The sequence below is a fragment of the Rhodococcus sp. JVH1 genome (assembly GCF_000280725.2).
Lineage (GTDB): Bacteria > Actinomycetota > Actinomycetes > Mycobacteriales > Mycobacteriaceae > Rhodococcus_F > Rhodococcus_F jostii_A.
The window spans coordinates 1,183,775-1,206,422 of the sequence record NZ_CP166290.1; the positions used below are offsets into that span (position 1 = coordinate 1,183,775).

Below are 22,648 nucleotides of genomic sequence, written 5' to 3' on the forward strand. Positions count from 1 at the left end.
CGCCACTCGGAGTCGCCGGAAGGGGAATTATGGGCGACATCACGCGGCCCTGGGTAGTCGACAACGAATTGAGTGCGCGGTGGCCTGTGTACACCCGCGGAAATGTCGGCGAAGTGTCGTCTACCGTTGCTACACCGTTGTTCTGGAGCATGATCGGTGGCCCGCCTTCGGAACGTGAGTGGCAGCAGGCGCTCGCCGAATTCGGTGCATTCGACCTCGACGAGTTTCGGGGCGATGTCATCGATATCCAAGGGCTCGTGCACGGATACGTGTACTTGAACCTGTCCAACATGCGCACTTTCGGTGCCCGGATGCCCGGTGCAACCGCAGATCTGATGGACCGCACCTATCTCGGAGACCGCGAAGCGCCGCCCTACATCCCGCACCCCGACGACGACAAGCCCGAGTACACCGATCGGATCCTGGCCACTGTCCAGCGGGTCATGAGCGAAACCAGCCGATCCGATATCGAGGAGCATCGGAAAGCAGCCGAGCAGCTGCGCAGCGCCCGCCCCGACTATGCTTCGATGAGCGAGTCAGACCTCGTCGCCTACCAGCGCATGGTGATGCGAGAGCATTATCCGACGTTTACCCGCACCCATCTGCGGATGGTCTACGAGGGTTCCATCGTCACCGGGGCATTGGAGGACGCCGTTGCCCCATTCGACGATCCGGGGCTAGCGGTCCGGCTGACCGCGGGCCTCGGCAACATCGCCTCGGCCGCCCCGAATCATGCGATGTGGAAACTCGGGCGACTGGTGAGGCAGAGTCCGATCCTGACAGCTCACTTCGAACAAGGAATAGCCTCGCTCGACGAGCGCCTCCGAGCCGCAGGCGATCCAGAGATTGATGACTTCCTCGCCGTATTCGACGAGTTCCTCTACGAGTTCGGTTCCCGCTCCACACAGGAATGGGAGGCTAATGCGCGAACCTGGGAAGCGTTCCCGTCCATTCCGTTGGGAATGATCGACCGGATGCGACTTCAGGACGAGGACAAGAACCCGGTCCAGCAGAGTAAAAGGCTCAGAGAGGAGAGGGAGCTCTGCGTCGCTCAGATACGCGACAAGCTCGCCGACTCGCCTGAACAGCTGGCCAAGCTCGAGGCCGCACTTCAGTCGGTCTCCGTCTATTCACCTGCACGCGAACAAAGCAAGACCAACACGATCAGGGTCTTGCACGAGGCCCGGCTACCCATGGCCGAGCTCGGGCAAAGGTACGCCGATCAAGGCATCTTCGACCGTCCCGACGACATTGTGATGGTGCGCGAAGACGAGCTGGACGCCCTGGTCGCCGACCCGCGTTCCTTCCACAACATCATTGTCGAACGCTGGGAGTGGTTCGATCAGCTCGCCGAACTCGAGCCCCCGTTCCTCCTCGAGGCTGGAAAGATTCCGCCAGTCACCGAGTGGCCGAAGAAGACGGACCCCGGTGCCGAGGCTGTCGTTTCGGGGGATGTTTTGACGGGGCTGCCCGCCTGCACCGGCGTCGCGACCGGCGTCGCGCGTGTCATCGCTAACCCCGAAGATGCCCCCGACCTGGAACCGGGTGAGATCCTCGTTGCGCCGCTCACCGATCCCGGCTGGACGCCGATCTTTACCTCAGCAGCTGCCGTCGTGGTGAATGTCGGCTCCTCCATGAGTCACGCGGCCATCGTGAGCCGAGAACTCGGCATCCCGTGCGTGCTCGGCGTCCGGCAAGCGACCAAGCGAATCAAGGACGGCGCAGTGCTCACGGTTGATGGCGGCGCGGGGACGGTCACGGTGCACTAATCGAACGTTGCGCCGCGGCCGGGCCAGCCGGCCGTGGGGAAACGCGGGCGCGCATCGATATCACAATGTGATCCAGGGCATAGGTACCTACGTAGGTAGTTTGCCGAATGGTATCCAGGACCGTCTCCGGCCAGGCTTGGACCTGGACAAGGAGGTCACATGAAAACAGCAGAGCTGGGTGTGCTCAAGCAGATAGCGGTTAGGGAGTTGGTGGCGCAGTCTCACCGGTGGTGCGAATCTGACAGTGCACAGATCGGCCTTCGCCACATGGATTCCGGCGCCGAGTATCAGGCGCTCGGACGACTCGAAGATCTGGGTCTCATTGCCTTCGGCGCTGAGGGGCGAAGCAGCAGCGACGTCATTCTGACGCACGCGGGTGTAGAAGCGCTCGCCTACCTCGCCGCTACCGCGTGAGCGACTGCGGGTGTTTAGTCCGATTGGTCGGGCGAGCCGAACCATCGCGCGATCTGGGTCCGGGAGCGAAAGCCGAGCTTGACGAGGACGTGCTCGACGTGAGCGTCGACCGTCCTGGGTGAGATCACCAGTTTGGCGGCAATTTCCCTGTTGGTGAGTCCTTCGGCCACCAAAGCCGCGATCTGCTGCTCGCGCCGCGTCAGGCCGGCGTGAGCAGCAGAGCTTCGGGCTCGGGGTTTTGGATCCGACTCGGATCCCAGGGCGAGCGCCACCGATTCGTCGAATGAGAGATCCTGGCCGGAGGCGAAGACCTGTGTGAAGACCGGGTCGCCCAACTCCTCGCGGAGCTGAGCTTCGATTCCCCTGGTGACGGCGTGCACGGCGGCCTGAGGCAGCCGCATCTGGCTGCGCCGCCAAATCGATTTGGCGGCGCCGAGAAGCATGACAGCACGGCGAGGATCGCGCTTGGCGGCTGACCAAGCAAGCCCCTCGATGCAGACCGCGACCATGCCTGCTTGCTCGAACATCTGATAAAGATGGATGGCCTTCCTCATGAGAGCTGTGGCGGAAGCGATATCTCCGCTACGCCACCGCACTGCACCGAGCGGGTACAGAGCTATAGCTTGGAACAAGTGCGCGGCGTGTTGTTCCGTGAAGTGGACGAAACGCTGAGCTATTTCTTCTGCGCGTTCGTGCTCCGTAATGAAAGCGCACAGAGCGGACAGGGCCATCGCTTCCGAGACCGGGACAATGCATTCCTGTTCAGTCCCCAGTTCGACCGCCTTTTCTGCTTGTAGGAACGCAAGATGGACGTCCCCGTCAGCAAACGCCTCCATCGCGTAGGCGAAAGGTGTTATCGCGCTGACGTCGTCGAATCCCGGTCGAGCAATCAGTTCGCGGTACTCACGAAGTAGCGCCCTGGCTTCGTCCGTCTGTTCGATAAGAAACCCGAGAATGCTCGCGGCAACGAGTCCCGCGGCACGCTCGGCGGAGGGCTCTGTAATGCGGTCAAGGGCCCGGCGGAGCCAATGGTATCCCTCGCGCATCGATCCGGACTGCTGCCAGAAGGGACGCAGAGCCGTCGCCATCTCGATCGCTGTAGCGACACTGTCGGGGTCGGTCAGGCTGAATTCGAGTGCTTCGCGAATATTCGCCTGCTCGCTTCGCGTCGTGGCGTACCACTCGACGTCTTTGCTGCTGCAGTAGTCAGTGAGACTGCGCTGGGCGAGGCGGAAGAAGTAGTCACGGTGACGGCGCCGCACGAGCTGCTCGTCAGGGGAGGACGCCAGCTTCTCGCGGGCAAACTGGCGCACGGGTTCCAGCATTCGGTAGCGGCCATGCATCCCGTGAGGGGTATTGATGCGGACGATGACCGACTTGTCGACCAGCCCTATCAATGCGCCAAGGACAGTGGAGGCCGGCTCGGCGGCCAGACAGACCCCGTTCGCGGTTTCGATCGTGAATCCTCCCGAAAAGACAGAGAGCTGCTCCCATAAGCGGCGTTCACCCGGCGTGCACAACTGGTAGCTCCAGTCGACCGCTGCGTCCAACGTGCGGTGGCGCGGGTGTCGAGTACGCTCGGTGGCCGTCAGGACCTCCGCATGCTCGAGCCGCTCGGCGATCTCGGCGGCGCTGAACGTCCGGACGTGGGCTGCGGCGAGTTCGACGGCCAACGGCAGGCCCTCGAGTGCTCGGCACAGCTTCGCGACATCCTCGCGATTTTCATCGGTGATCCGGAACTGCGGATCTGCAGCGGATGCGCGCTCCTCGAACAACACCACCGCCTCGCTCAAGCCGGTCGCGGGTGACTCGTGTGTGAGCGGAGGTACCGGAAAGACCTGCTCACCCACGACCCCGAGCACATGTCTACTCGTCCCCAACACTTTGAGAGCCGGTGCCGCCTGCAGAAGCCGGCCGATCAACAACGCGCATGCTTCGGCTAGATGCTCACAATTGTCGAGGACGAGGAGAAGCCGCCGCTCCTGAAGGTGTTCGACCAAGATGCTCTGAGGATCGGACGACTCATTCCGAATTCGAAGTGCGTTGCTGACGGTCTGTGCCAGCAGGTCACCCTGACGGAGATCCGCCAGTTCCACCAGCCACACCCCGTCGGGAAAGTGACGCCGCACTTCGTTCGCGAGTCTTAGAGCGAATCGAGTCTTGCCCACACCCCCCATACCGGTCAAGGTCAGCATCCGAGCGGAGCCGATAAGGTTTTTGGCTTGGGTGAGACCATCCCGACGACCGACGAAGCTGGTCAACTCCACGGGCAGGTTGCCGACCGGGCGCGCACTCATGCGGTAAACATCTCACCTTGTGTGGTGAGTTGCGACGTCACCCCATGGCTGAGGCACCTTGGGGACCTCCCTGGGCGTTACGGCGCAGGCGGGCGATCACTGAAGCAGTACCGGACAGGGACCGGGGCAGGGCGGGGCAGGCAGGCAAAACGCGCGCGCGCTGCCTGCTGGAGAACGTGTTTGATCCTATGCGCGCATGAACCGCCGCCGCCCGACCCCCCGGCCGCAGGGCAATGCCCCGCGTCGCCGAAACCGAGCCGGTGCGATCACCGCGCTACCCGGCGAACGCCGCCGCCCGCACGCGCAGGGCCTCCGGGTCGGTATCGATCAGGCCGGCCGGAGTGTGCCCGTCCACGACAGTCATCCACCAGCGAGCAACCATCCATCCGTCGCTGCGTTCTGTCAGCTGTCGGTTGACCTCGGCGATCATCGGGTGGACTCAGGGCCGCCCGTGGCTTGAGTTTTTATTGCGTCGATGTCGAACAAAATCTATTGTATTTGACATAGATAAGTTCGTTTCGGGCGAGCCAGGCCGTCAAGGAGAACCGATGACCGCACACCATCCGCGCCCCGCTTCTGCGACCGACGAGGTCCTCGTTCTCCGCGCAGGCAGTGGCGGAGCCATCGCCGGAGGGTTGCTCGTCACCCTGGCCCTGAGCGCGCTGACCCTCCTCCCGTCCGTACCTGTCCGACCAGCGGTGTTGCCGCGCCCCACCGCGGTCGCGTCGCCACGTCGCGCATGACGACCACGTTGGTGTGTGCGAGGTGGCGGCCGGTATCTGGACGTGTGTGCAGATCGCCGGTTGGTGCCGGTGTGCTAGAACTGATCACACATCGTCAGTGATGTGGCTCACATTCATGTCCGCTCGGGATGGTTGCCGGCACACCGGCACGTCCCGGTCGATGCACGAGAGCAAAGGGCACATCACATGATCGAGGACACCGCAGAATCACCCCTCACCCCGGTGCCGGGCGCGACGCGCCTTCTTCCCCGCCGGCGCCCCGACGGTCGCGAACTTCTCGCCACCGCGAAGGGCATCCTGATGGCCGCCCGCGGCTGCAGTGGCGCCCAGGCTTTCGACGAACTCCTCGACGTCTCCCGCCGTCATCACCAGACCGTTGTCGGTGCCGCCCGGAATCTGGTCGACCTTGCCGCCGGATCCCCGACCCGTCGGCGGACACCGGACGCAGTCCGGTTCGACGAATGGGAGCAGCTTCTCACCCAACTCCCACACCGGCACGCCCACGCCAGCTGAACCAACGCAGGAACACACCTCGGTGGGATCACAGCATGTGATCGACCCCCCTTCCGGAAACCGGCCAGCGCCAACCGCTCTGGCGTGATTCCGGTCCCTCGACACGGGGGAGCGCGGTCGCCGCCCGGCCCCGGCGTCCGCGGAAGTGCTGACTCGGCACCGGCTGGGCGTCATCTTGTGCGCACGCCGCGAACTATCTGCTGTCACAGACCCCGACGGTAGCCCACCCACATGACAGACAAGGACCGATCCGATCCCGTCCGAGAGCGAACGACGCCCGACCCGACTCTCGCCGAGACCCCTGCGACATCACCGCGGTGATATCCGGTTGATCAACCCCAAGTTGTTGCATCGCACGAGGTCTCCAGTTCCGACGGCGATCAGAGCGAGTAAGGGCGAGCGCCGCACAGGGCGCTGACCGTATGGACACCTCGGCACCGACCATGGCGCAGCAGGTAGCCCGCTCGGCCGGGATCGTGGACCCTGCGTTGGCTCCGAGCGCACCGGCCAGCGCGGCGGCGCCGAGAGGAAACCGGCGGCGGCGAGGTTGGGGCCGCCGGGGCGGCCGTCGCGAACAGTCCCCAGGCCTGAGCAGCTTCACGGACTGGTGCAACCTCGCAACATCCTCCTCGTCGGTGAAGAAGGCGCCGTGCGAGCAGCAGCCGTCGTCGGGTCGGCCCGCAATGATGCCCTGGCACGCCGGAGTACCGAACACGCAGGTCCACTGCTAGAGAAGCCACGTCATGTCCGCGGCGATGAGATGCTCGGCGTCGTCGGGATCGAGGAACTCCACCCATTCCCGAGCGAAGTCGAGCGCAACCTCGGGGAAGAGGGGGTACATCGAGGAGGACGAGCTCGAGGGCGAGCCGGCGTTGCGTACCCGCCGCTACCGGGGTGCGTGCATCTTCCTCAACCGTCCCGGATTCGAGGGTGGCATCGGGTGCGCGCTGCATTCGATGGCGCTCGAGCGCGGTATCGAGCCGCTCGAGGTGAAGCCGGACGTGTGTTGGCAGCTGCCGATCCGGCGCACCCAGGAATGGGTGGAGGACCCGACGGCGAGCAGATCCTCAAGACGACGATCACCGAGTACGACCGCCGCGGCTGGGGTGAGGGCGGATCAGACCTGAACTGGTACTGCTCCGGCTCGCCGGACGCGCACGTCGGCGCCAAACCGGTGTGGCAGTCGTACGCGCGGGAGCTCACCGCGTTGCTCGGCAAGGCCGTGTATCGCGAACTGGCGCGGCTGTGTAAGCGACGCCAGGGCCTCGGCCTGGTCGCCGTGCATCCGGCGACCGCGGTCGCCGAGAAGACGGCGACCCCCGAGTGAAATCTCGTCGACATGAGCGGTGTCGGCGACCAGCGTCGCTGCGATGAGCGGCGCGCACCGAGGGATCTTCAACAAGGATAGGGCCGCTGTGAGCCGACTGGGCGGCAAGCCGCCTGATCACGGTACTCATCCCTGCATCGGGTCGCGGGCTGGCACGGCCTACGTTCAGTGCCTCGCGGGCGAGTACGGCGCGGCGATCGCTGTCCCGGTGTAGCGGGCTCCTTGTGCGGGCTACGGTGCCTTGCGTGTGCGAGAGTCCTTGCGGCTCGCGTCGCGAGAGGGCGGGCCTGGACAGTCAGCAGGCCAACGACTGCAGGTAGGTTGGGAGGGCGGTGATCCGGCAAGTCGGTCCCATCGACCGGGGGCCGGCAACCTCGGAAGACACCGACGGCAGTCGGCCGACACAGCCCACACCTGTGCTGATACGTCATGTCACGAGGAGTGCGGGTGAATCATGGTTCACCTCGTGGTGCAACATGAAGGGAAACGCTCATTCGATAATGGTGGTGAGGAACTTTATGGATCCCGTAGTCACACAGCCCGAATTCCGCGGTGCCGGTGTCACCCTCGCCGCCGACCGATGGGATCCACTATCACCGGGTGCCGGCGGATCAGGCGTCGACAGAAAAGGCGTGGTGCTGTTGCTGCACGGCGGCGGGCAGACCCGCCATTCCTGGCGCAACACCGGCCGCAGCCTCGCGGCGGACGGCTGGTCCGCGATCGCGGTGGACGCACGGGGGCATGGTGACAGCCAGTGGGCACCGGATGGGGACTACGGCATCGATGCGTTGGTCGCCGACCTCACGTCGGTCATCGGGCAGCTGGGGGAGCAGCCGGTACTCGTCGGTGCCTCGATGGGCGGTATGACGTCGTTGATCGGGCAGGGGGAGAACCCGGAGCTCGCTCGCGGTCTGGTCTTGGTCGATATCGCGCCGAAGGTCGAAACCGCCGGTACCGCGGAGATCATGGCGTTCATGCGCAGTGGCCTCGAGGGTTTCGAGAGCCTGGCCGAGGCTGCTGCGGCGATCGCGGCGTATACCCCGAACCGTGTTCGCAAGCCCAACCCGGACGGGTTGCGCAAGAACCTCCGCCTGCGTGATGGGCGCTGGTTCTGGCATTGGGATCCAAAGTTTCTTCGCCAGGGCGACGAACCTACTCGTCAGGCCGCTTCGCTCGTGCGATACGAACGCGCACGGAAGGCTGCGGCCGCGGTCACGGTTCCCACGATGCTCGTGCGTGGCAAGCAATCCCATGTGGTCAGCGAGGAAGGCGCCAGGGAGCTGCTCGAGCTGATCCCGACCGCCACACTGATCGACGTTGCCGGGGCCGGTCATATGGTCGCCGGCGACGACAACGATGTCTTCAGCGGCGGGTTGAAGGGTTTTCTCGACAACGATGTTGTCGCAGCGCGTCACTGACGCCGTCGAGACCCTCGACGTAGCCGGCCATGGGCTCAACCGGCTCATCTCGGATCTACATTGTGCCGGTTGCCTCGGCGAACCGGATTCGCTCCGGAATTGGTCGCTGCCGGACCGACTGCCTCAGGTCCCTTCCCGCTCGTGCCGTGTACCAGGTGCTCGACGTCAGCGCGAAGCCCTCGAGCGCCCTCTCGGTATTACAGGATCGAAATAGTGTGTGAGGTACCGGTATTCAACAATCTCACTGAGCCGGTCAGCCCGCAGTTCTGATCACCACCCGCTCAGTGAAGGATGAGAACGTGGGCGACCGAACCGCCCCAGACCTCGCGCGTGCACTCGCCATGCTCGCCTCCGTGCGCAACCGCCTCCGCGCTTCGGAGAGCACGGATGCCGGTATCCCGACCACCGCGGTCGACCAGGTTCTCGATGAGCTCAACAGTCTCGAACGATCACCGGGGGATCCGACATGATCCCGCCCGTGCAGCGCCCGAGGTCCTGGCCCTGATGGGATCACGCGGTGAGCATGGGGCAGCGGTGACAGGGTGGTGCAGGTCAAATCCGGGTGTCGACCGGAACTGCAGCGGCTCGTGCGCGGTTCACAGCTGCACCAGCACGGGAAACAGAGCGATCGCGGAGACGGTAATCCCCGCGACGCCGGCAACGACGCCCAGCAGGGCCCGCAAGGATGCCGCCTCGTCGTCGGCCACCGCGGACCGCGACGTGGCGACGGCGCCGCAGACCACCGCGGCCACGCCCAAGAGGAAGCCGAGTCCGACCACCCAGAACGACGCCACGGACAGCGCCCCGAGGGTGATCGACAGGGCGGGCAACCGGGAACCATGCCGCTTCCGGTTCTCGTTGCCGTTGCCGTTGCCGTTGTCGTCGGCGGAACTCATGCGGTTGTCGGCGCGGGGGCTGCGGGGGACGGCGGCGGTCATGATCCTCCTTCGTACGGTCGACGAGTCGAGCCGGCGGACGTGTCGGCGTTACGGGGCCGGAGGTGTCGTCGGGACTGTTCGGTCCACGAACTTGCGCGGCAGTTGTCGAGGCAGCGTCAGTGGCCGGTCGTTGCGACTCGGTCAGGGTCTCCAGCTTGTGACCCGGACCCCATCAGAATTTAGCACTCAGATCAGGAGAGTGCTAACTCTTTTTGCTAAGTAATTTCTCCTCGGCGCCATTGATGAAGGCGCCCGAACCCGCATCGAGCCGGCAGGTCCGTGTCGGAGGATTGCGGTGTCAGGGTCGACGCCCCGGTGACCGACTCGGCGGCCGAGCGGTTGATGTGGGGGCGCATCGAAGGGGGACGGACCAGAATGCGTCGAGGCCCGGTGAGATCGGTGATGGGTGGACGGTGTCGGGCGGGTGTGGGTCCCCTGTAGTGGGATGATTCATTATGAATCACACGAGGAGGTGCTTGTCGTGGACACCATCGACCACAAGGCTGTCGCCGCACTCGATGCTGCGGCCGCCCGGCGCAGGGTCGCCGACCTCGACGTCCTGCGGGCGGTGGCCGAGGCGAACGCCGCCAACATCACCCAACGGGTGATCCATGAGCACATCGGAATCTCACAACCGACGATTCATCGCATGCTGCGCACCGTGCTGGAGAACCCAACCCTCCTCGATCGGACACCGACCGAGGTCATCGACCGCCGCACCGCCGGCCAGATCAGCGGCGACGAGATGATGCAGGTTCTGCTGGACTGGCCTTTCACCTTCGGCCATGTCCCGGTCAGCGGCGGAGTCTCGGCCGATGCGTACGAGCCGGGTAGCTGGGACGAGATCGAACGCGCCTACTACCGCGGCCTGCTCACCGACGACGAGATCGGGCGGCTGATGGAACGCAACAAGGACGCCCTGCAGCAGGCGGCACGGTCTGCGTGAACTCCCCGGATCCGCTGCGCGGCAAGGTCGCCGCGCAGCTCACCGCCATGTCCGTACCCAGTGGCCCACTGCACACCAAATCCGACACCGGCACGATGATCCGCTTTGCGGCATCCCCGGCCCGGCTGCGGCTGCGCCGCACGATCATCGACCGGTATCTGGCGCGGGACGCCTGGCGTGCGATGCCTCGCGAAGGTGCCCGGACTCTGCGTTGCAACGCGTTCCCCGGCACCCAGGGGTGCGGGTGTTCAGCTGTCGGTTGCTGGTCCGGTAAGGGGGGTCTGGGGGTTGTTCGGGTGTCGGACGTCTCGGATGGCGTCGGCGAGGTCGGCGGCTGTCGGCAGGGCGGGCCGGACGTCGGCGGGCAGGGACCGGTGCGTGGTGTAGGTGCTGACGGCGAGCGGCGATTCCAGACCGCGAAGGGCGTATTCGACGACGATGTCGTCGCGGTCCGCGGCGAGGAGGATTCCGATGGTGGTGCCGTCGCCGTGGTCGGGCTTGCGGAGCAGGTCATCGACGGCGTTGACGTAGAAGTTGAGCTTGCCGATGTGTTCGGGCTCGGCGTGGCCGATTTTCAGCTCGAAGACGACGAAGCGGCGCAGGCCCAGGTGGAAGAACAGCAGATCGAGGTAGAAGTCGGAGTTGCCGACGGTGAGCTTGTACTGGCGTCCGACGAAGGAAAAGCCACCACCGAGCTCGATGAGGAAATGGGTGAGCCGACCGATGAGGGCGTCTTCGAGGTCGCGCTCGCTGTACCCGGCGTCGAGGCCGAGGAAATCGAGGTTGTACGGATCCTGCAGGATCTCGTGGGCCAGGTCGGATTCGTGCGCCGGCAGCGTGCTGGGGAAATTGTTCGGGGCGGCACCCACCCGCAGATGCCGATCAGAACTGATGTGATGGACGAGTGTGGCGCGGGACCAGCCGTGATGGGCGGCCTGGCCGGCGTACCAGTCGCGGACACGGGGGTCGGGGAGACGGTCGAGGAGGACGAGGATGTGTCCCCACGGCAATTGCGCAGCAGGGTGCTGCGCAATTGGGTCGGGGTATTCGGTGGCAAGGGTGCGCATGTAGACGAGGTTGCGCTGGGACAGTCCTCGCATGCCGGGGAACTCGGTGCGGAGGTCGTCGGCGAGCCGGGCAATGACCCGGGTTCCCCACCCTTCCTCGCTCTGCCGAGCGCGGATCAGCTTCCCGATCTTCCAGTACAGGAGGATCAGCTCCGTGTTGACCTTGCGAGCGGCGTGGACACGGGCGGTGCGGACCTGGGACTTGATGTCCTCGAGCAATGCGCCGTAGCCGGCGGGCTCGATTTCTTCTGCTCGACTCATCGTCGCCATCTTCTCCCATCCAACCGACAGGGGGTGAAACTGGGCGTGCCGACACCGCTGCCTACCTTCGGGGGCGTCGACTTCCTGTCGCTCCTCAAGACGACGAAGCGAGGGAACGGACAATTGCGCAGCAAGCTGCTGCGCAATTGGGCCGAGGCAGTTCGACCGAGGAAGCACAGGTCAAAGCGTTCCGAGCGCCCCGGCCTGTGGGAGGTGGGCCCCTCCTTTTGCAGGCCACAGCAGCGCTGATTGGCAGCTCAATCGTGTGCCCGCCCGCCGAACTCCGGCGGGACCAGCGTGTCTTCGCTGGGCAGGTGACGCTAGGCGGGACGTGGTGAGGGCCCTCGCCCCAGTCCTTCGCGGTCGCGCGTGGCGCGGTCGAAGCGAAGCGCGTGCGGCTCGCGCAGTCGCGACTGCCACCCACGCCCCACGGGACCTCACTGCGGGCCAACGCACACGGATTAGTCTTCGACGCCGTCGGGATGATTGATTCGAAGAAGTCGCGCCACGCTCTTGACCTGGATGTTCGGCAGCGAACTGGTTCACATGCGCGAGAGGAGGGGCCCGTGGGGCTGATGTGACGGGACTACTATAATTATAGTCGGCTCGTTGCGCGTGGTTTGGGTCTGGAGCACCGATTACGGTGTTGTTGGCCGTGACCGTGTGCAGTGTTTTTGTCTTCACGATCGTCGTTCCGGTGTTGGAGTCACTCAGAAGCGGTGCTGAAAGTAACCGTCAAGGATCCGACAAAGGAAGCACGAGGTGGATGCGTATGGGCGTAAATTCCTGGCACGCAATCAAGAACATCGGTCATGGCCTCACGGGGTCACTCCTGGTCCAGTCCAGGCGCAACGAGCTGAAGTAGTGGGTTGACCGAGACGGCAGCCGCCGAGCGTATGGCCACTCAGATTTGGTCCCCTCGGGTGTGCAGGTCCGAGGGGTAGGCCAACTTTTTCACAGGGCCCCGCGGAGGTCAATCTGCTTGCGGGTTGACGTAGCTCAGGGAGCGCCACCCCGGAGATTGCCCGCTGTTGTTCTTCGCGCGAAGCCGTTTCGAGCCGCGGCCACGACAGGGGAACCGTGCGCTTCCAGCGCCGACTATGAGGTGAGCGGCGTCAAGGTGTTCGATCGCGTCGGCTCCGCAGGTGCACTGAGATCGCCGCACGAATCGGGCGGTCCGAATTGGCAAGCGAAATCTTAACTGTCTGCGCCGTCTTCGAGGCGGACGACGTGGTCGGGTCCGGGGTGGTGGACTCCGGGCACCATAGGGTTCTCGTAGGTGAACTCCACCTTGCCGAAGGAGTCGCTCGAAATTGGCGGGGGGTCGTTGTCGGCGATGATGAGTTGGAGACGTTCGCCGTATGCATCGGCAAGTGTGCGGAAGCGACTGTAGATCTGAGTTGCTCGCTGTCGGTCGGATTCGTTGTTGCCGAATGCTTTACGAGGAGAGTCGATGATCAGGAGGGACGGAACAAGGACATCGGGGTGATCGAGCCCGAATGCGAGGAGCGTGAGACTGTAGGCGACGTTGATGGAGGTAGCGATACCACCACCGGATGCCTGCTGGCTTTCGAGGGGCTGGCCGTTGACCATGGGCAGGTAGCTGTCGCTGTCGATAACGGCGGTGTTGACCCAGGGCAAGTTCCAGCTTCTGAGCAGATTCCCGAATTCCGTGCTGAGCTCGGCTATCACTGTCGCCTGGCGGGCCGCAAGTTGCTCGGACATATCCTTGATCTCCTTGTTGATCTGCCTGCGGGTTCTCTTGATTTCGCGGATCTTCGCTTCGATCGCGCGGACACGGGCCCAGGATTCTCGCAACTGGGTGACAGCGTCGATGCTGGCCTTGAGCGTGGCGACGCGGGAACTGGCATCGGCGATTGCATCAAATCGTGGGGCCACTACATCGCGGCTTTGAGTATCGAGCTCCCTACGCAGGCTGGCAACGACGAAGCTGGCTTGCTGAGCCTGCTGATGTGCGGCCTGAAGGTGTGCGATGTCGGACTGTTCGATGTGCTGCGCATCCTCGAGCTGCTGGTGCAGCACCGCGCGGGTTTCCTCGATGGCGGCGGGGTCGATGTCTGCTCCGACGGGATCGGGTTGCAGACACACGACACAATGATCCTCGGCGATGTGTCGGCCGGTCAGCGATTGCATGCAGCGCGGGCAGAGGACGAACTGGAATGGGGCAAGGCGGTCGATTGCGGTGGCGGATCGGTTGAGTCGAGACACGTCGAGTTGGACTTGGGCGACCACCGCCTGGCGTGCATCTACCAACTCACGTGCGGCTACTACTTCTTCCTCGGCCCGTCGTGCGATTTGAATCGCGTACTGCAGTTCCTCACGCAGCGCGGTATCGGCGGCGGATTGTTCGGAGAGTTCAAAGCGTAGGGCGGACAGCGTCGATTCGGCTCGTTGCAGAGTGTCGCGGAGTTCGGTGAGTTCGGCACGCAGTTCGTCGTCGCTGCGGGGATCGGATGCCAGGAGGAACGCATCGACGCTTTTGTGTTCGGAGGTCTTGGATTTCAGCTCGTCGGCAAGTGCGCTGGCGTCTCGTTTGAGTTCCATCAGCGTGCTGTTGGTGAGCGCGAACATTAGCCGGAAGAGTTCTTTGCGTTTGGGGTCGAAATATGAGTCGAGGTGGCCGACGACCTGCCGGTCGATCTCGCGTGCCTGCATGTAGACGTAGGCGTACAGGTCGTTGAATGTGAGGTTCTGGGGCCGCGACACCCCGTCGCGTCGAGCTGCGACCTGTTCGCGGGGGAAGCCGAGCGCGTCGAGGAGATGGTCGGAGACGGTGTTCTCACCCGGTGTGGTCCGTGTGGGGAGGGACGAGCGCAGAGTGAGTGTGTCGGGATCGAGCAGGTCGACGCGGTCGGTGGTGTCTCCATCGATCGCTCGTTTGACGACAGTGCGTTCGGTGCCGACTGCGATCTCGGCCTGAACGGAGAGCACGTTCTCGCGGACCGCTGGGGTGAGCATTGCATTGCCACCGACGACGTGCTTGAGAAGCATGAGCAGGCTGGACTTGCCGGTGCCGATGGGGCCGGTAATGACGGTGGCCGGCTTGTCGAAACGGTAGGTGCTCTCAGCTTCGGCGGTGGTGACTGTCAGAGACAAGAAGCGCAGGTGGACGGCCACGTCAAATTTCCGTTCGCCAGGGCCGGTCTACCGCGTCGGGCAGACGGTCGTAGATGAGGTCCTTCAAGGCCGAACCTGATTTGTTGAAATGCCTCTTCAACAACTTGGCCCGGTCCGCGACGACCGACCACTCGGGTGTTGCGGCGAGGGCGGTCGCGGCTGCGACACCTTGCGGGGTGGCCAAGAATTCGGCTCTGGCGCCGTCTCCGTACGTGATCAGGCCGCGGGCGGCGAGTGAGCCGAGGATGTTGTAGTAACGCTGGTCCCAGGGCCCGTACTTGTAACGAGTCATCCGGCTTTCGACGGCCAGGCGTTCCGGCCCGGTCGGGGCGGTCCCTTCCGGCCAGGACGCCACACCAGAGGGTAGGAGACGTTCGAGCATCGCGGGATAGCGCAGAAGGAAGTCGAGTTTTGCGAGCTTGGTCAGGCCTGCCAGACCCTTTTTGGCCGTGGTGAACTGGGAGATGAGTAGGAGAACGCGAGCCTCGTGATAATGGGCTTCGCGCTGTTCGGCCGCGCGCTGTTGTGTCCGCATGCGCGCTGCTGCGGTTTCGAAGTCGAGACTGTGCGTCACGAGGCTTCCTCGTCCGTGTCGAACGGCTCGGAGAAGTAGAAGCGGCACTCGTCGCACAACTGGTAGGCCAGCCCGCGCAAGTGCAGGTCGTTGAGAGGGAAGGGCGGGGTAGAGGACAGCGCGTCGACGGTGAGCCGTTCGGCGAGCAGCTCGTTCATTTCGGTCCCGAATGCGCTGCCGTCGTTGACCTCGCTGCGCGCGTGGCGGCGGCATTTGAATGCAGTGTCAAGTACGTCGAACGACAGGTTCATCAAGTCCGTTTCGTCGCCGACCAATCCAGAACGTCGCCCGGACCAGGTCGTGAACCACGCCGAGCGAAGCGACTCGGCGAACTCCGCCTCGTCCGACAGCACCTGTCCACGACTCAACTTGCGTCGAAGTCTGATGCCTCCCGGAGCCACGACGGGAGTTTGGCCACGCGGGACGGTTGGAGGCTGCACCGTCGTGTATTCGAACTCTTCGTAGATGATGGTTCGGGTCAGCTGGCGTCGGCTGATGCGCTGCTGCAGCTGTGTGTTGTAGCGGACCCGGGTGGGGTCGGCGATGTACACCGCGAGTTGGCTGCGGTCTTCCTCGTCGCGGTTGGCCTGCTCGATCCGGTTTACGATTGCCCGGTAAGTTGCCTCGAGGTCGACGTCCACCAGTTCCAGGCTTTTGACGGCAGGTGCAAGGAGTCTCTGAATATTGACGTCTGTGATATAGCGGCGCTGCGGAGGAGCACACGAGATCTCAAGTACAGCGAGGAAGCGTCTGACCTTCTCCACGAATCCAGCGGGCGGTTGAATATCGGCGAGCTTCACCTCCGGGGTCAGGGGGATGTTGAGATACTCTTGCTTCCAGCGGATCTTGAGCATTTGATGGGCGACCGTCTTCACCATGTCCGTCAACCCGCTGGTGAGTTCCGGCTCCGGACCGCACATCCGCGCAAGTGTGCCAGCGTTGTTCTTGCTCGGCTTCATCGCGGCGTTCGTAGCCAGCCTCAGTCGAACGTTGGGGGCGCATTCACACGCACACCAGCGGTCGAAGAGGTGCGCCAACCCTCCGGTTTTGCACAGCTCCGTGACCGACCAGGGGCCCTGGCTCTCCTCCCGGTGCTTGACCGAGACCAGTTCCACCGATCCATCGGTGAAGGCCACCACAAAGTCCTCGTGCCACTCGCACACGATGAAGTCAATGCTTTCCTCGGTGAGCATGGTCAGGCAATCACGGGCGGCCACCTCCGCCTGATAGCGGTACCGTCCCAGTGTGTCCGATCCGCTGTCCTCCGCAGGAGCCAGCCCGAATACCAGATGGGTGAGACCGTCGGCGCCGGAAGGAGCCAGCGTCGACTCACCGAGACCTCCTGCCTCGGCGTGCGGTTCTGCCGCACTGACCATTAACGCCCCCTGCCCGGCGCGCACAGAGCGCATTCATCGTCGCCCCCGCCCACGACGGGAGCAAGATCCTTAGAGTTACCACACCTGCGTGCAAGCACTTGCCTCGCCTCATGGTTTAGCTCTTGGATTCAGGGATCGCCAGTATCATTGAGCCCGTCTGTCATTCACATGAATGACACGGGCTATGGAATCCTGCGCCGTACCGGTGGCCATCTACCCGCGGCGCGAAAAGTGAGACGATGTCAACTGATAGCACGGTTGCAGCGGGTCAACTCAGCGGCAAGGTCATCTGTAACCAACCGATACGTATGGCTGCTTGGGTGCTCACCCTCCCGAGAAGCTGGTTCCGTCGTCTTCGGCTCTCCGAAGGGCGACACCCTCGAAACCAGGCGGGTCCCGCCGCGCGCGGGGAACGGACTACTCGAACCGGGTTGGATGAGTGAGGTTCCGGCCAGCAGCCAATCCCGCCGCTGAGTTGGCACGACTCGCGGTCTAAGCTCACGCGGTCCCGGACGGCAAACTCCGGGCAACCAAACGTGGGAGGCATCGATGGCGGGGAAGCAGCAGAAGTGGGCGATGGGTGGTGCCGCCCTGGTCGTTCTCATGCTGTTCGCCAGCTGCAACGACGACGGGACTGACGACTCGGGCTCTGGTTCCCGCACCGGTGCCGCAGCTCTCGTGCCGCTGAAGGATCAGCCGGTGTGGTCTGGAACCGTGGATACGTACGGCGGTGACTACCATTCCCCGGTGCTGCGGGTGAATCTCGGCAGCGACCACTTCGAGTCGGTTGTGCTTGCTCACGTCGGCACGCCCAGCTGTAAGCACTTCGCGGATAGGGATGAGACGACTGCAGCAGTACTTGCCCGCCTGAGTCAGCTCGCGCCACCTGGTACCGAGGTCACTATCGTGCGAGGAACGAAGCAGATCGGTCGCACCATCGACTTCAGTCAGGACGGATTCGTGTACCTGGCGGATGCGTCGGACGCTGCACCAGTCACCTCAACCACGCGGGAGCCAGGCTCCAGTATGACCACCACCGCCCCGAGCACCCCCACTGCCCCGAGCACCACCACCAGCGTCGCGACTCGTAGCGTCGCTGCACCGACCAGTGAGGCCCCAGATCCCGACCTGCCGACTGGCACGTCGTTGAATGAGACGATCCTCGCCGAGGGGCTGGGCTCCCTGGTCAACCCGGATATCAACCTGTCGGCCGTGGCACCCAACACGGTCGAGGAACAGATGTATGCCGGTTACGCGCCCCTGGAGCTGAACCCGAGTCTCTCGCTCTTTCCCCGACTCCTTGATGCTCATCGAATCGCCTGGGACGGGCACGGCGGATTCCAAGCCGACTGCAGGGCCAAGGAAGCCGAAGATGTGCTCAAGAAGCAGCGTGACGACGAGCTCACCCGCGTGCGCCGCGGTCCCGACGGTGAATTCGGTACGAGCGATGATGATTTCAGGAACTGGCGGTACAACGAACAGGGTGAGCTCTATCTCGACACCAGCGGTGGTGGAGGAAGTGGAGGCGGGGGAGGGTGGGGCGGCCGGTGCCGCGGCCGATTCTGCTGACAGCGCCATCGCTCCGCGCACGCCGTGCCAGGGGTCTGGCACCCTTCCCGTGGTCCCTGGCAACGCGTCGCTGCATGCGTGATCGAAACCAAACCGCCAGCGCGCAACCTCATGCCTATCCAGCAAACCGAGAGCCTGAGCTGTCAGTGACGGCGAGAGTCGACTAACGCCCAACGACGGTGTGACTGGTTGACTACGATTCGAATTTCTCAGGGTGCAGAGCGAGGTGAGCGGTGGAATACCTCACGACTCCGGAGGCTGCGGAGCTAAATGCCGCTGCCCGCATGCGCGAGTTGGGCTACTCCGATGCGCGCGTGACCGGTCGTGGCGCCGATGGTGGTGTGGACGTCGTGTCCGATCGTGCAGTGGCGCAGGTGAAGCAGGAGAGTTACCAGACCGGCCGACCGGCGTTGCAACGACTGTATGGTACCCGCGGTGAGGATCGTTCCCGCGACCTGTTGTTCTTCTCCGCGGCCGGGTATTCCCGGCAGGCGGTGGCCTACGCCGACACTGTGGGTATCGCCCTGTTCACCTATGACGTGCTGGGCAGGATCGCCGCAGCGAACCCGGTGGGGCGTCTGGTGGAGGAGTTGGCGCTGGAGTATCCGCGCGAAATCGCGCCTGCTGTCGCAAGCCCTTCCCCGCCGAAGAAGGATGTTCGGCCGTCGCCTTCGGCGGCTGGACTCTCGCCGTTGTCCGCGCTGCTCGTTGCCGTGCTGCTGGCGGAGATCGCGGTGTTGATCGCGTGGTACGGCTCGGGATGGGGTGCTGTCCTCGGGGTTGTGCTTGCCGGTGCCGCAGCCCTGTTCTGGGCCGCTGCCGGGTACGGCACTCATCTCCAGTGGAAGGCGGCCACACCGCGCGTCCGAAGAATCCACTGGGAGGACCGAAGATCCTGATTGGAATCTACCTCTCGTTGTGGTTGACCGGGGGAGGCTGGGTGTTCGTGGCCGAGAGCAGCATGAGGCCCTACGGGGTGGTGATGCTCACGCTCGTCGGCATGTTCGTGTGGACGGTACTGTGCGACATCCGTGAACGTCGGTATCGCACAAACGCGACTGCACCCAGGCGGGCACTCGAGAAACGGATCTGACTAGGTCGGGTGTGAACCGCGGCCCCAAATGCGAATCGCCGGCGATCTGGGTATCTCGATGCCGTACCTCCGACCTCACCTATGGTGAGCTGCGCCGCCTCGTCCGTATTATTAATTCTTCGCGACAGACGCGAGTCCGGCGCCGTAGCTGCCGGTGTCCTCGCATGGCGGGAGCTGAAGAGCATATACGCTGCGCCGCAGATTCATTCATGCAACGTATTGACAGACCGGCTCACCGACACGGCCTGGCATCCACAGCCCGCTCGGGTGACGAGCAGGCGCGCTGGGTCTGCTTGAATACGCTGCATGAGGACGTTGTTCGCGGCCGGCGCCGCCTGTGCATTTTTGTCGTTGACCGCGTGCGGGTCGAATGGAGACTCGGCCGCGACATCGGCCACGTCCGCGGCACCGGGGTCGGCCACGACCACGCCGGCGGTGGCTCCGTCATCGTCGGCGCCCACGGTAGCTCCATCTGGTTCGGTGAGTCAGCCGCAGGCGGCACCGTCGAAGCCCGCGTCCGACCCGCGCTGCGTGCCCGCCGACGACGCACTGGTCTCTCGCGTGCAATCGGGCTTCTCGGAGACGGGGCTGTCGCTCATCAACGGCACGGTAATCAATTCCGGTCCGCTGACTTTCGTGGGCGGAACCACGGTAGACGCTTCCGGCAAGGTCAAGAACCGGTCCGACGTGTGGGTGATCTCGAACGGGACCGCGTACGCGTCCACCGGGGGTGCGCGGAATACGACCTCGTTTGCGAAGGCCAGTGACGCTCCACTGCGTGTTTCGCCCGGCGACGAGCGTGTCCAAGCCCTCGACGCATGTGTGGTCAACCTGACCCGCTGATCGAGATCCTCCGACGACACCCCTCGCATCCGGCAGAACATCCGACAGCGCGATGGCTCGAACACGGTAGACACAGCCTTCCACGCAGCTTCCTCTGAGAGGCCTGACTACCTCACTCCCATCATCCCAGCGCTTAAGAGAAGTAGTCGCTGCGATGTCTCGTGCAGTGCGAGGTCGGATATCACTCGGATGAATGACACTGAGGTTGCAGGTGGTTGGCGTGGTAAAAACTGTGCATGAGTAGCTACGCCGAAGTAAAAGCCGCCCTGACTCGGTCTGATGACGACCTCTACCGGACGATCGGACTGTCTGAATACGGAGCGTTTCCTAGCGACCCCTTGAGGCGAGGAAAGCAGGCATACCTCAACCTCACAGCAAAGCTACGTGAGCAAATTTGTACTAGCGATGAGATTCGAAAACTCTCACAGGACAATGGGGAATCGGTCGCATTAGGATCCGCGATTGCAGACCTCGTACTTCAGCACTATCAGGTCTCCTCTGAGGTTTCGGTTTCCATCGCCGTGCTCACGGTCAGAGCAGGTGTACTGAAGTACTGCGCTATCTATTGGGACACGGCAGAGGACGCCACTCAGTGATCCGATTGTCAGTGTGGAGTAATGGAACGGCGTATGAATTGGTTAACGCGCGCTGGTTCGGACTCGCCCAGATGTTGCCGATATGAGTATGTGGGGCCCGTCCGGGCGGTCAGTCCGGGCGGCAGCAACGTCGGCGCTCGACCTGGTTGAGGAATATCGGGACGAGTCCGACATGGTGAGACGTCCTGTTGGAGGTGGGAGATCCGTACTCAAATTAATCGCCGATTTGCTGAAGGCGTACCCCCACCTCACGCGGAAGCTGGGATATGGGTGGTGCATCGATCCCGAATCCTATGACAATGACGGGGATATATTTCTCCAGTGGCTCCTGCTTTCTCTTCTCGCGGAGGTTCGTCCTGACCATCGTGACCTCATTGATGCGCGGCCAGTATCAGTCAGGATGGCCTGGAGTCGAGAGTTCATGGCCAGCGCAAAAACTGGATCGGGCGATGTCGACTTCATTTTCATCAGCGTAGGTCTGATCAGGATGATTCGATCGATGCATGAGTTCTACTCGAACCTCAGGTCGATTCGGATCGACCTTGACGGGTATGCCAGTCCTGGATCGGGCACGGACATATTCGGATTCGGTGATGTCGGCGAGCTCGCCCACCGTCGAACTCAATTGGTGACTCAAGCCACAATGCTGGTCTTGAGCCGTGTCCGGCACTTGTACGACGTGGGTCCCGACCCCTACGGCCACCGATATTCCGCGGTCCTCAAAGGTGACGAGGAGTTCGTCCGCACGGTCAATACAAGGTTGGCTGTTGTGGCTGCTTCCGAACAGTTCATTATCGCGCATGAACTGGGCCACATTTTGGCGAAACATCCCAAACACACTCGATCTTCCGCTAGTTCAGACGTACTGCTGACGACTGAACTTGAGGCTGATCAATCCGCGCTCAGCCTCTGCATAGCGTCTGTCGGAGCGCATGCACACATCGGAGAAGAGTATTCGATGATTGCGCAGATGTCGGTTACGATCGGGCCTTCGTCAGCCTATACTGCGGCTCAGTTGTGGGCTCTTGCTGATCCCGCAGCGCCCAGCCTACACATGCCGCATAGCGCCGCGGCGCTCGACGAGATCGCCACGCGCCGTGATGCATTACCGATGCTTTTAAGAAAAAATGTCATGCCTCCAGTGTTTGGCAATGCTTTGGACCGTACAAAGGAGGCGGACGAGATGTTGCTGAGAGTGGCCCGCGGACTTCACGAACAGGAGAGGGAGAGCTAAATGCTTAGAGCATGACCGCCTCTATTCGGGGTGAGATCGAAGGCGGCGGTGCAAACCTCTCGGAGAGCGTTGCAGATGCATGCCTCCACTGCCGACGTCATGGAAGGGGCGAAGTGATCCCGTGTCGTCGGCGCAACACCAAATCTCTGCCCGCTGACATTAGCCATCCCCGTGTCGACTTGGTTTCTCATGGTGGGGCGGCGGCGTAAAACGAACCTATGTCGATCCTTTCCCAGATGGTGGGGTGTCGATCAAAACTACGCTGTCCGAATGGGTTTCCTCGGGCCTTCCTTGTCGCCGGCTGGCGGGGAGCCTGCGGGTTACGACCAGTGATCTGGCGAGCGATGGGAAGGCGGATTTCAGCTCGGCATAGCCCGCTTCGCTGAGCTGCACCTGCCGTATCTCTGCGCATTCGGAGTGCATCAGTGGTTGGTGGCTGAGTTGTCCACGCACCTGTAGGACGGTCCGTGCGCGCCAGGCACCGTCACCTCCGGTCCAGGTGAACAGATCTTCTGGGTCGTGGTTCCAGCAT

At 63.4% G+C, this 22,648-nt stretch carries 20 protein-coding genes and 2 pseudogenes; 13 read left to right on the forward strand and 9 right to left on the reverse strand.

The window, feature by feature from the left end:
• Positions 1 to 29: 29 nt before the first annotated feature.
• Together JVH1_RS43135 and JVH1_RS43140 are read left to right on the forward strand one after the other, a co-directional pair.
• Positions 30 to 1,769 carry a PEP-utilizing enzyme gene (locus JVH1_RS43135; protein ID WP_009473054.1) on the forward strand — a complete coding sequence of 580 codons (1,740 nt, stop codon included), beginning with the start codon at positions 30 to 32 and terminating at the stop codon, positions 1,767 to 1,769.
• Between the two features lie 159 nt (positions 1,770 to 1,928).
• Positions 1,929 to 2,183 (forward strand): hypothetical protein, encoded by a 255-nt coding sequence (locus tag JVH1_RS43140; RefSeq protein WP_009473053.1) that lies wholly within the window; start codon positions 1,929 to 1,931, stop codon positions 2,181 to 2,183.
• Positions 2,184 to 2,197: 14 nt separating this feature from the next.
• Here the strand turns inward: JVH1_RS43140 and JVH1_RS43145 are convergent, their stop codons facing one another.
• Both JVH1_RS43145 and JVH1_RS43150 read right to left on the reverse strand, forming a co-directional pair.
• On the reverse strand, positions 2,198 to 4,480 hold the full coding sequence (locus JVH1_RS43145; protein ID WP_009473052.1) for a LuxR C-terminal-related transcriptional regulator: 2,283 nt from the start codon (positions 4,478 to 4,480) through the stop codon (positions 2,198 to 2,200).
• 274 nt (positions 4,481 to 4,754) lie between these two features.
• Entirely contained in the window at positions 4,755 to 4,910 is a 156-nt protein-coding gene (locus JVH1_RS43150) for a hypothetical protein (RefSeq protein ID WP_009473051.1), read from the reverse strand.
• Positions 4,911 to 5,028: 118 nt separating this feature from the next.
• Here JVH1_RS43150 and JVH1_RS43155 point away from each other — a divergent pair, with 118 nt between their 5' ends.
• Positions 5,029 to 5,223, forward strand: coding sequence for a hypothetical protein (locus JVH1_RS43155; RefSeq protein WP_009473050.1), 195 nt, complete (start codon positions 5,029 to 5,031; stop codon positions 5,221 to 5,223).
• Between the two features lie 186 nt (positions 5,224 to 5,409).
• Positions 5,410 to 5,736: an ANTAR domain-containing protein gene (locus JVH1_RS43160; protein WP_043777689.1), complete on the forward strand. Its 327-nt coding sequence runs from the start codon at positions 5,410 to 5,412 to the stop codon at positions 5,734 to 5,736.
• A gap of 577 nt (positions 5,737 to 6,313) precedes the next feature.
• On the opposite strand, the pseudogene JVH1_RS43165 reads toward JVH1_RS43160, so the two are convergent.
• Positions 6,314 to 6,577: pseudogene (locus JVH1_RS43165) on the reverse strand (hypothetical protein); the annotation flags it as partial.
• Here JVH1_RS43165 and JVH1_RS43170 point away from each other — a divergent pair.
• The 3 genes and pseudogenes from JVH1_RS43170 to JVH1_RS43180 all read left to right on the forward strand — a co-directional run.
• A pseudogene (locus JVH1_RS43170) lies at positions 6,561 to 7,063 on the forward strand (hypothetical protein); the annotation flags it as partial. The pseudogenes JVH1_RS43165 and JVH1_RS43170 overlap by 17 nt on opposite strands.
• A gap of 518 nt (positions 7,064 to 7,581) precedes the next feature.
• Positions 7,582 to 8,481, forward strand: coding sequence for an alpha/beta fold hydrolase (locus tag JVH1_RS43175; protein WP_009473045.1), 900 nt, complete (start codon positions 7,582 to 7,584; stop codon positions 8,479 to 8,481).
• A gap of 299 nt (positions 8,482 to 8,780) precedes the next feature.
• On the forward strand, positions 8,781 to 8,951 hold the full coding sequence (locus tag JVH1_RS43180; protein ID WP_009473044.1) for a hypothetical protein: 171 nt from the start codon (positions 8,781 to 8,783) through the stop codon (positions 8,949 to 8,951).
• Between the two features lie 126 nt (positions 8,952 to 9,077).
• On the opposite strand, the gene JVH1_RS43185 is transcribed toward JVH1_RS43180, so the two are convergent.
• On the reverse strand, positions 9,078 to 9,419 hold the full coding sequence (locus tag JVH1_RS43185) for a hypothetical protein (RefSeq protein ID WP_009473043.1): 342 nt from the start codon (positions 9,417 to 9,419) through the stop codon (positions 9,078 to 9,080).
• A gap of 481 nt (positions 9,420 to 9,900) precedes the next feature.
• Here JVH1_RS43185 and JVH1_RS43190 point away from each other — a divergent pair, with 481 nt between their 5' ends.
• Entirely contained in the window at positions 9,901 to 10,365 is a 465-nt protein-coding gene (locus tag JVH1_RS43190) for a helix-turn-helix domain-containing protein (protein ID WP_009473041.1), read from the forward strand.
• A gap of 248 nt (positions 10,366 to 10,613) precedes the next feature.
• On the opposite strand, the gene JVH1_RS43195 is transcribed toward JVH1_RS43190, so the two are convergent.
• The 4 genes from JVH1_RS43195 to JVH1_RS43210 all read right to left on the reverse strand — a co-directional run bounded on the left by JVH1_RS43195 (position 10,614) and on the right by JVH1_RS43210 (position 16,805).
• Entirely contained in the window at positions 10,614 to 11,693 is a 1,080-nt protein-coding gene (locus tag JVH1_RS43195) for a YhcG family protein (protein ID WP_043777698.1), read from the reverse strand.
• Between the two features lie 1,197 nt (positions 11,694 to 12,890).
• On the reverse strand, positions 12,891 to 14,831 hold the full coding sequence (locus JVH1_RS43200; RefSeq protein WP_009473037.1) for an AAA family ATPase: 1,941 nt from the start codon (positions 14,829 to 14,831) through the stop codon (positions 12,891 to 12,893).
• A gap of 1 nt (position 14,832) precedes the next feature.
• Complete coding sequence (locus tag JVH1_RS43205; protein WP_009473036.1) at positions 14,833 to 15,405, reverse strand: hypothetical protein; 573 nt, start codon at positions 15,403 to 15,405, stop codon at positions 14,833 to 14,835.
• Positions 15,402 to 16,805: a dsDNA nuclease domain-containing protein gene (locus tag JVH1_RS43210; RefSeq protein WP_009473035.1), complete on the reverse strand. Its 1,404-nt coding sequence runs from the start codon at positions 16,803 to 16,805 to the stop codon at positions 15,402 to 15,404. The genes JVH1_RS43205 and JVH1_RS43210 overlap by 4 nt, the downstream gene beginning before the upstream one ends.
• A gap of 525 nt (positions 16,806 to 17,330) precedes the next feature.
• Between JVH1_RS43210 and JVH1_RS43215 the strand changes: the two genes are divergently transcribed.
• Positions 17,331 to 18,350, forward strand: a complete 1,020-nt coding sequence (locus tag JVH1_RS43215) for a hypothetical protein (protein ID WP_009473034.1) — start codon at positions 17,331 to 17,333, stop codon at positions 18,348 to 18,350.
• A 233-nt stretch (positions 18,351 to 18,583) separates the two neighbouring features.
• Positions 18,584 to 19,249: a restriction endonuclease gene (locus JVH1_RS43220; protein WP_009473033.1), complete on the forward strand. Its 666-nt coding sequence runs from the start codon at positions 18,584 to 18,586 to the stop codon at positions 19,247 to 19,249.
• Between the two features lie 397 nt (positions 19,250 to 19,646).
• Here the strand turns inward: JVH1_RS43220 and JVH1_RS43225 are convergent, their stop codons facing one another.
• Entirely contained in the window at positions 19,647 to 19,904 is a 258-nt protein-coding gene (locus JVH1_RS43225) for a hypothetical protein (RefSeq protein WP_009473031.1), read from the reverse strand.
• Between the two features lie 70 nt (positions 19,905 to 19,974).
• Here JVH1_RS43225 and JVH1_RS43230 point away from each other — a divergent pair, with 70 nt between their 5' ends.
• From JVH1_RS43230 to JVH1_RS43240, 3 genes are all read left to right on the forward strand, one after another.
• Positions 19,975 to 20,286 (forward strand): hypothetical protein, encoded by a 312-nt coding sequence (locus JVH1_RS43230; RefSeq protein WP_371113187.1) that lies wholly within the window; start codon positions 19,975 to 19,977, stop codon positions 20,284 to 20,286.
• 236 nt (positions 20,287 to 20,522) lie between these two features.
• Complete coding sequence (locus tag JVH1_RS43235; RefSeq protein WP_157173920.1) at positions 20,523 to 20,882, forward strand: hypothetical protein; 360 nt, start codon at positions 20,523 to 20,525, stop codon at positions 20,880 to 20,882.
• 421 nt (positions 20,883 to 21,303) lie between these two features.
• Complete coding sequence (locus JVH1_RS43240; protein ID WP_009473029.1) at positions 21,304 to 22,116, forward strand: hypothetical protein; 813 nt, start codon at positions 21,304 to 21,306, stop codon at positions 22,114 to 22,116.
• The last annotated feature ends 532 nt before the right edge of the window (positions 22,117 to 22,648 follow it).

Coding starts and splice junctions, on each gene's coding strand:
- JVH1_RS43215 (WP_009473034.1), top strand. CDS start 17,331: ATGGCGGGGAAGCAGCAGAAGTGGGCGATGGGTGGTGCCGCCCTGGTC.
- JVH1_RS43145 (WP_009473052.1), bottom strand. CDS start 4,480: ATGAGTGCGCGCCCGGTCGGCAACCTGCCCGTGGAGTTGACCAGCTTC.
- JVH1_RS43155 (WP_009473050.1), top strand. CDS start 5,029: ATGACCGCACACCATCCGCGCCCCGCTTCTGCGACCGACGAGGTCCTC.
- JVH1_RS43140 (WP_009473053.1), top strand. CDS start 1,929: ATGAAAACAGCAGAGCTGGGTGTGCTCAAGCAGATAGCGGTTAGGGAG.
- JVH1_RS43240 (WP_009473029.1), top strand. CDS start 21,304: ATGGCCAGCGCAAAAACTGGATCGGGCGATGTCGACTTCATTTTCATC.
- JVH1_RS43135 (WP_009473054.1), top strand. CDS start 30: ATGGGCGACATCACGCGGCCCTGGGTAGTCGACAACGAATTGAGTGCG.
- JVH1_RS43150 (WP_009473051.1), bottom strand. CDS start 4,910: ATGATCGCCGAGGTCAACCGACAGCTGACAGAACGCAGCGACGGATGG.
- JVH1_RS43235 (WP_157173920.1), top strand. CDS start 20,523: ATGAGTAGCTACGCCGAAGTAAAAGCCGCCCTGACTCGGTCTGATGAC.
- JVH1_RS43175 (WP_009473045.1), top strand. CDS start 7,582: ATGGATCCCGTAGTCACACAGCCCGAATTCCGCGGTGCCGGTGTCACC.
- JVH1_RS43195 (WP_043777698.1), bottom strand. CDS start 11,693: ATGAGTCGAGCAGAAGAAATCGAGCCCGCCGGCTACGGCGCATTGCTC.
- JVH1_RS43160 (WP_043777689.1), top strand. CDS start 5,410: ATGATCGAGGACACCGCAGAATCACCCCTCACCCCGGTGCCGGGCGCG.
- JVH1_RS43185 (WP_009473043.1), bottom strand. CDS start 9,419: ATGACCGCCGCCGTCCCCCGCAGCCCCCGCGCCGACAACCGCATGAGT.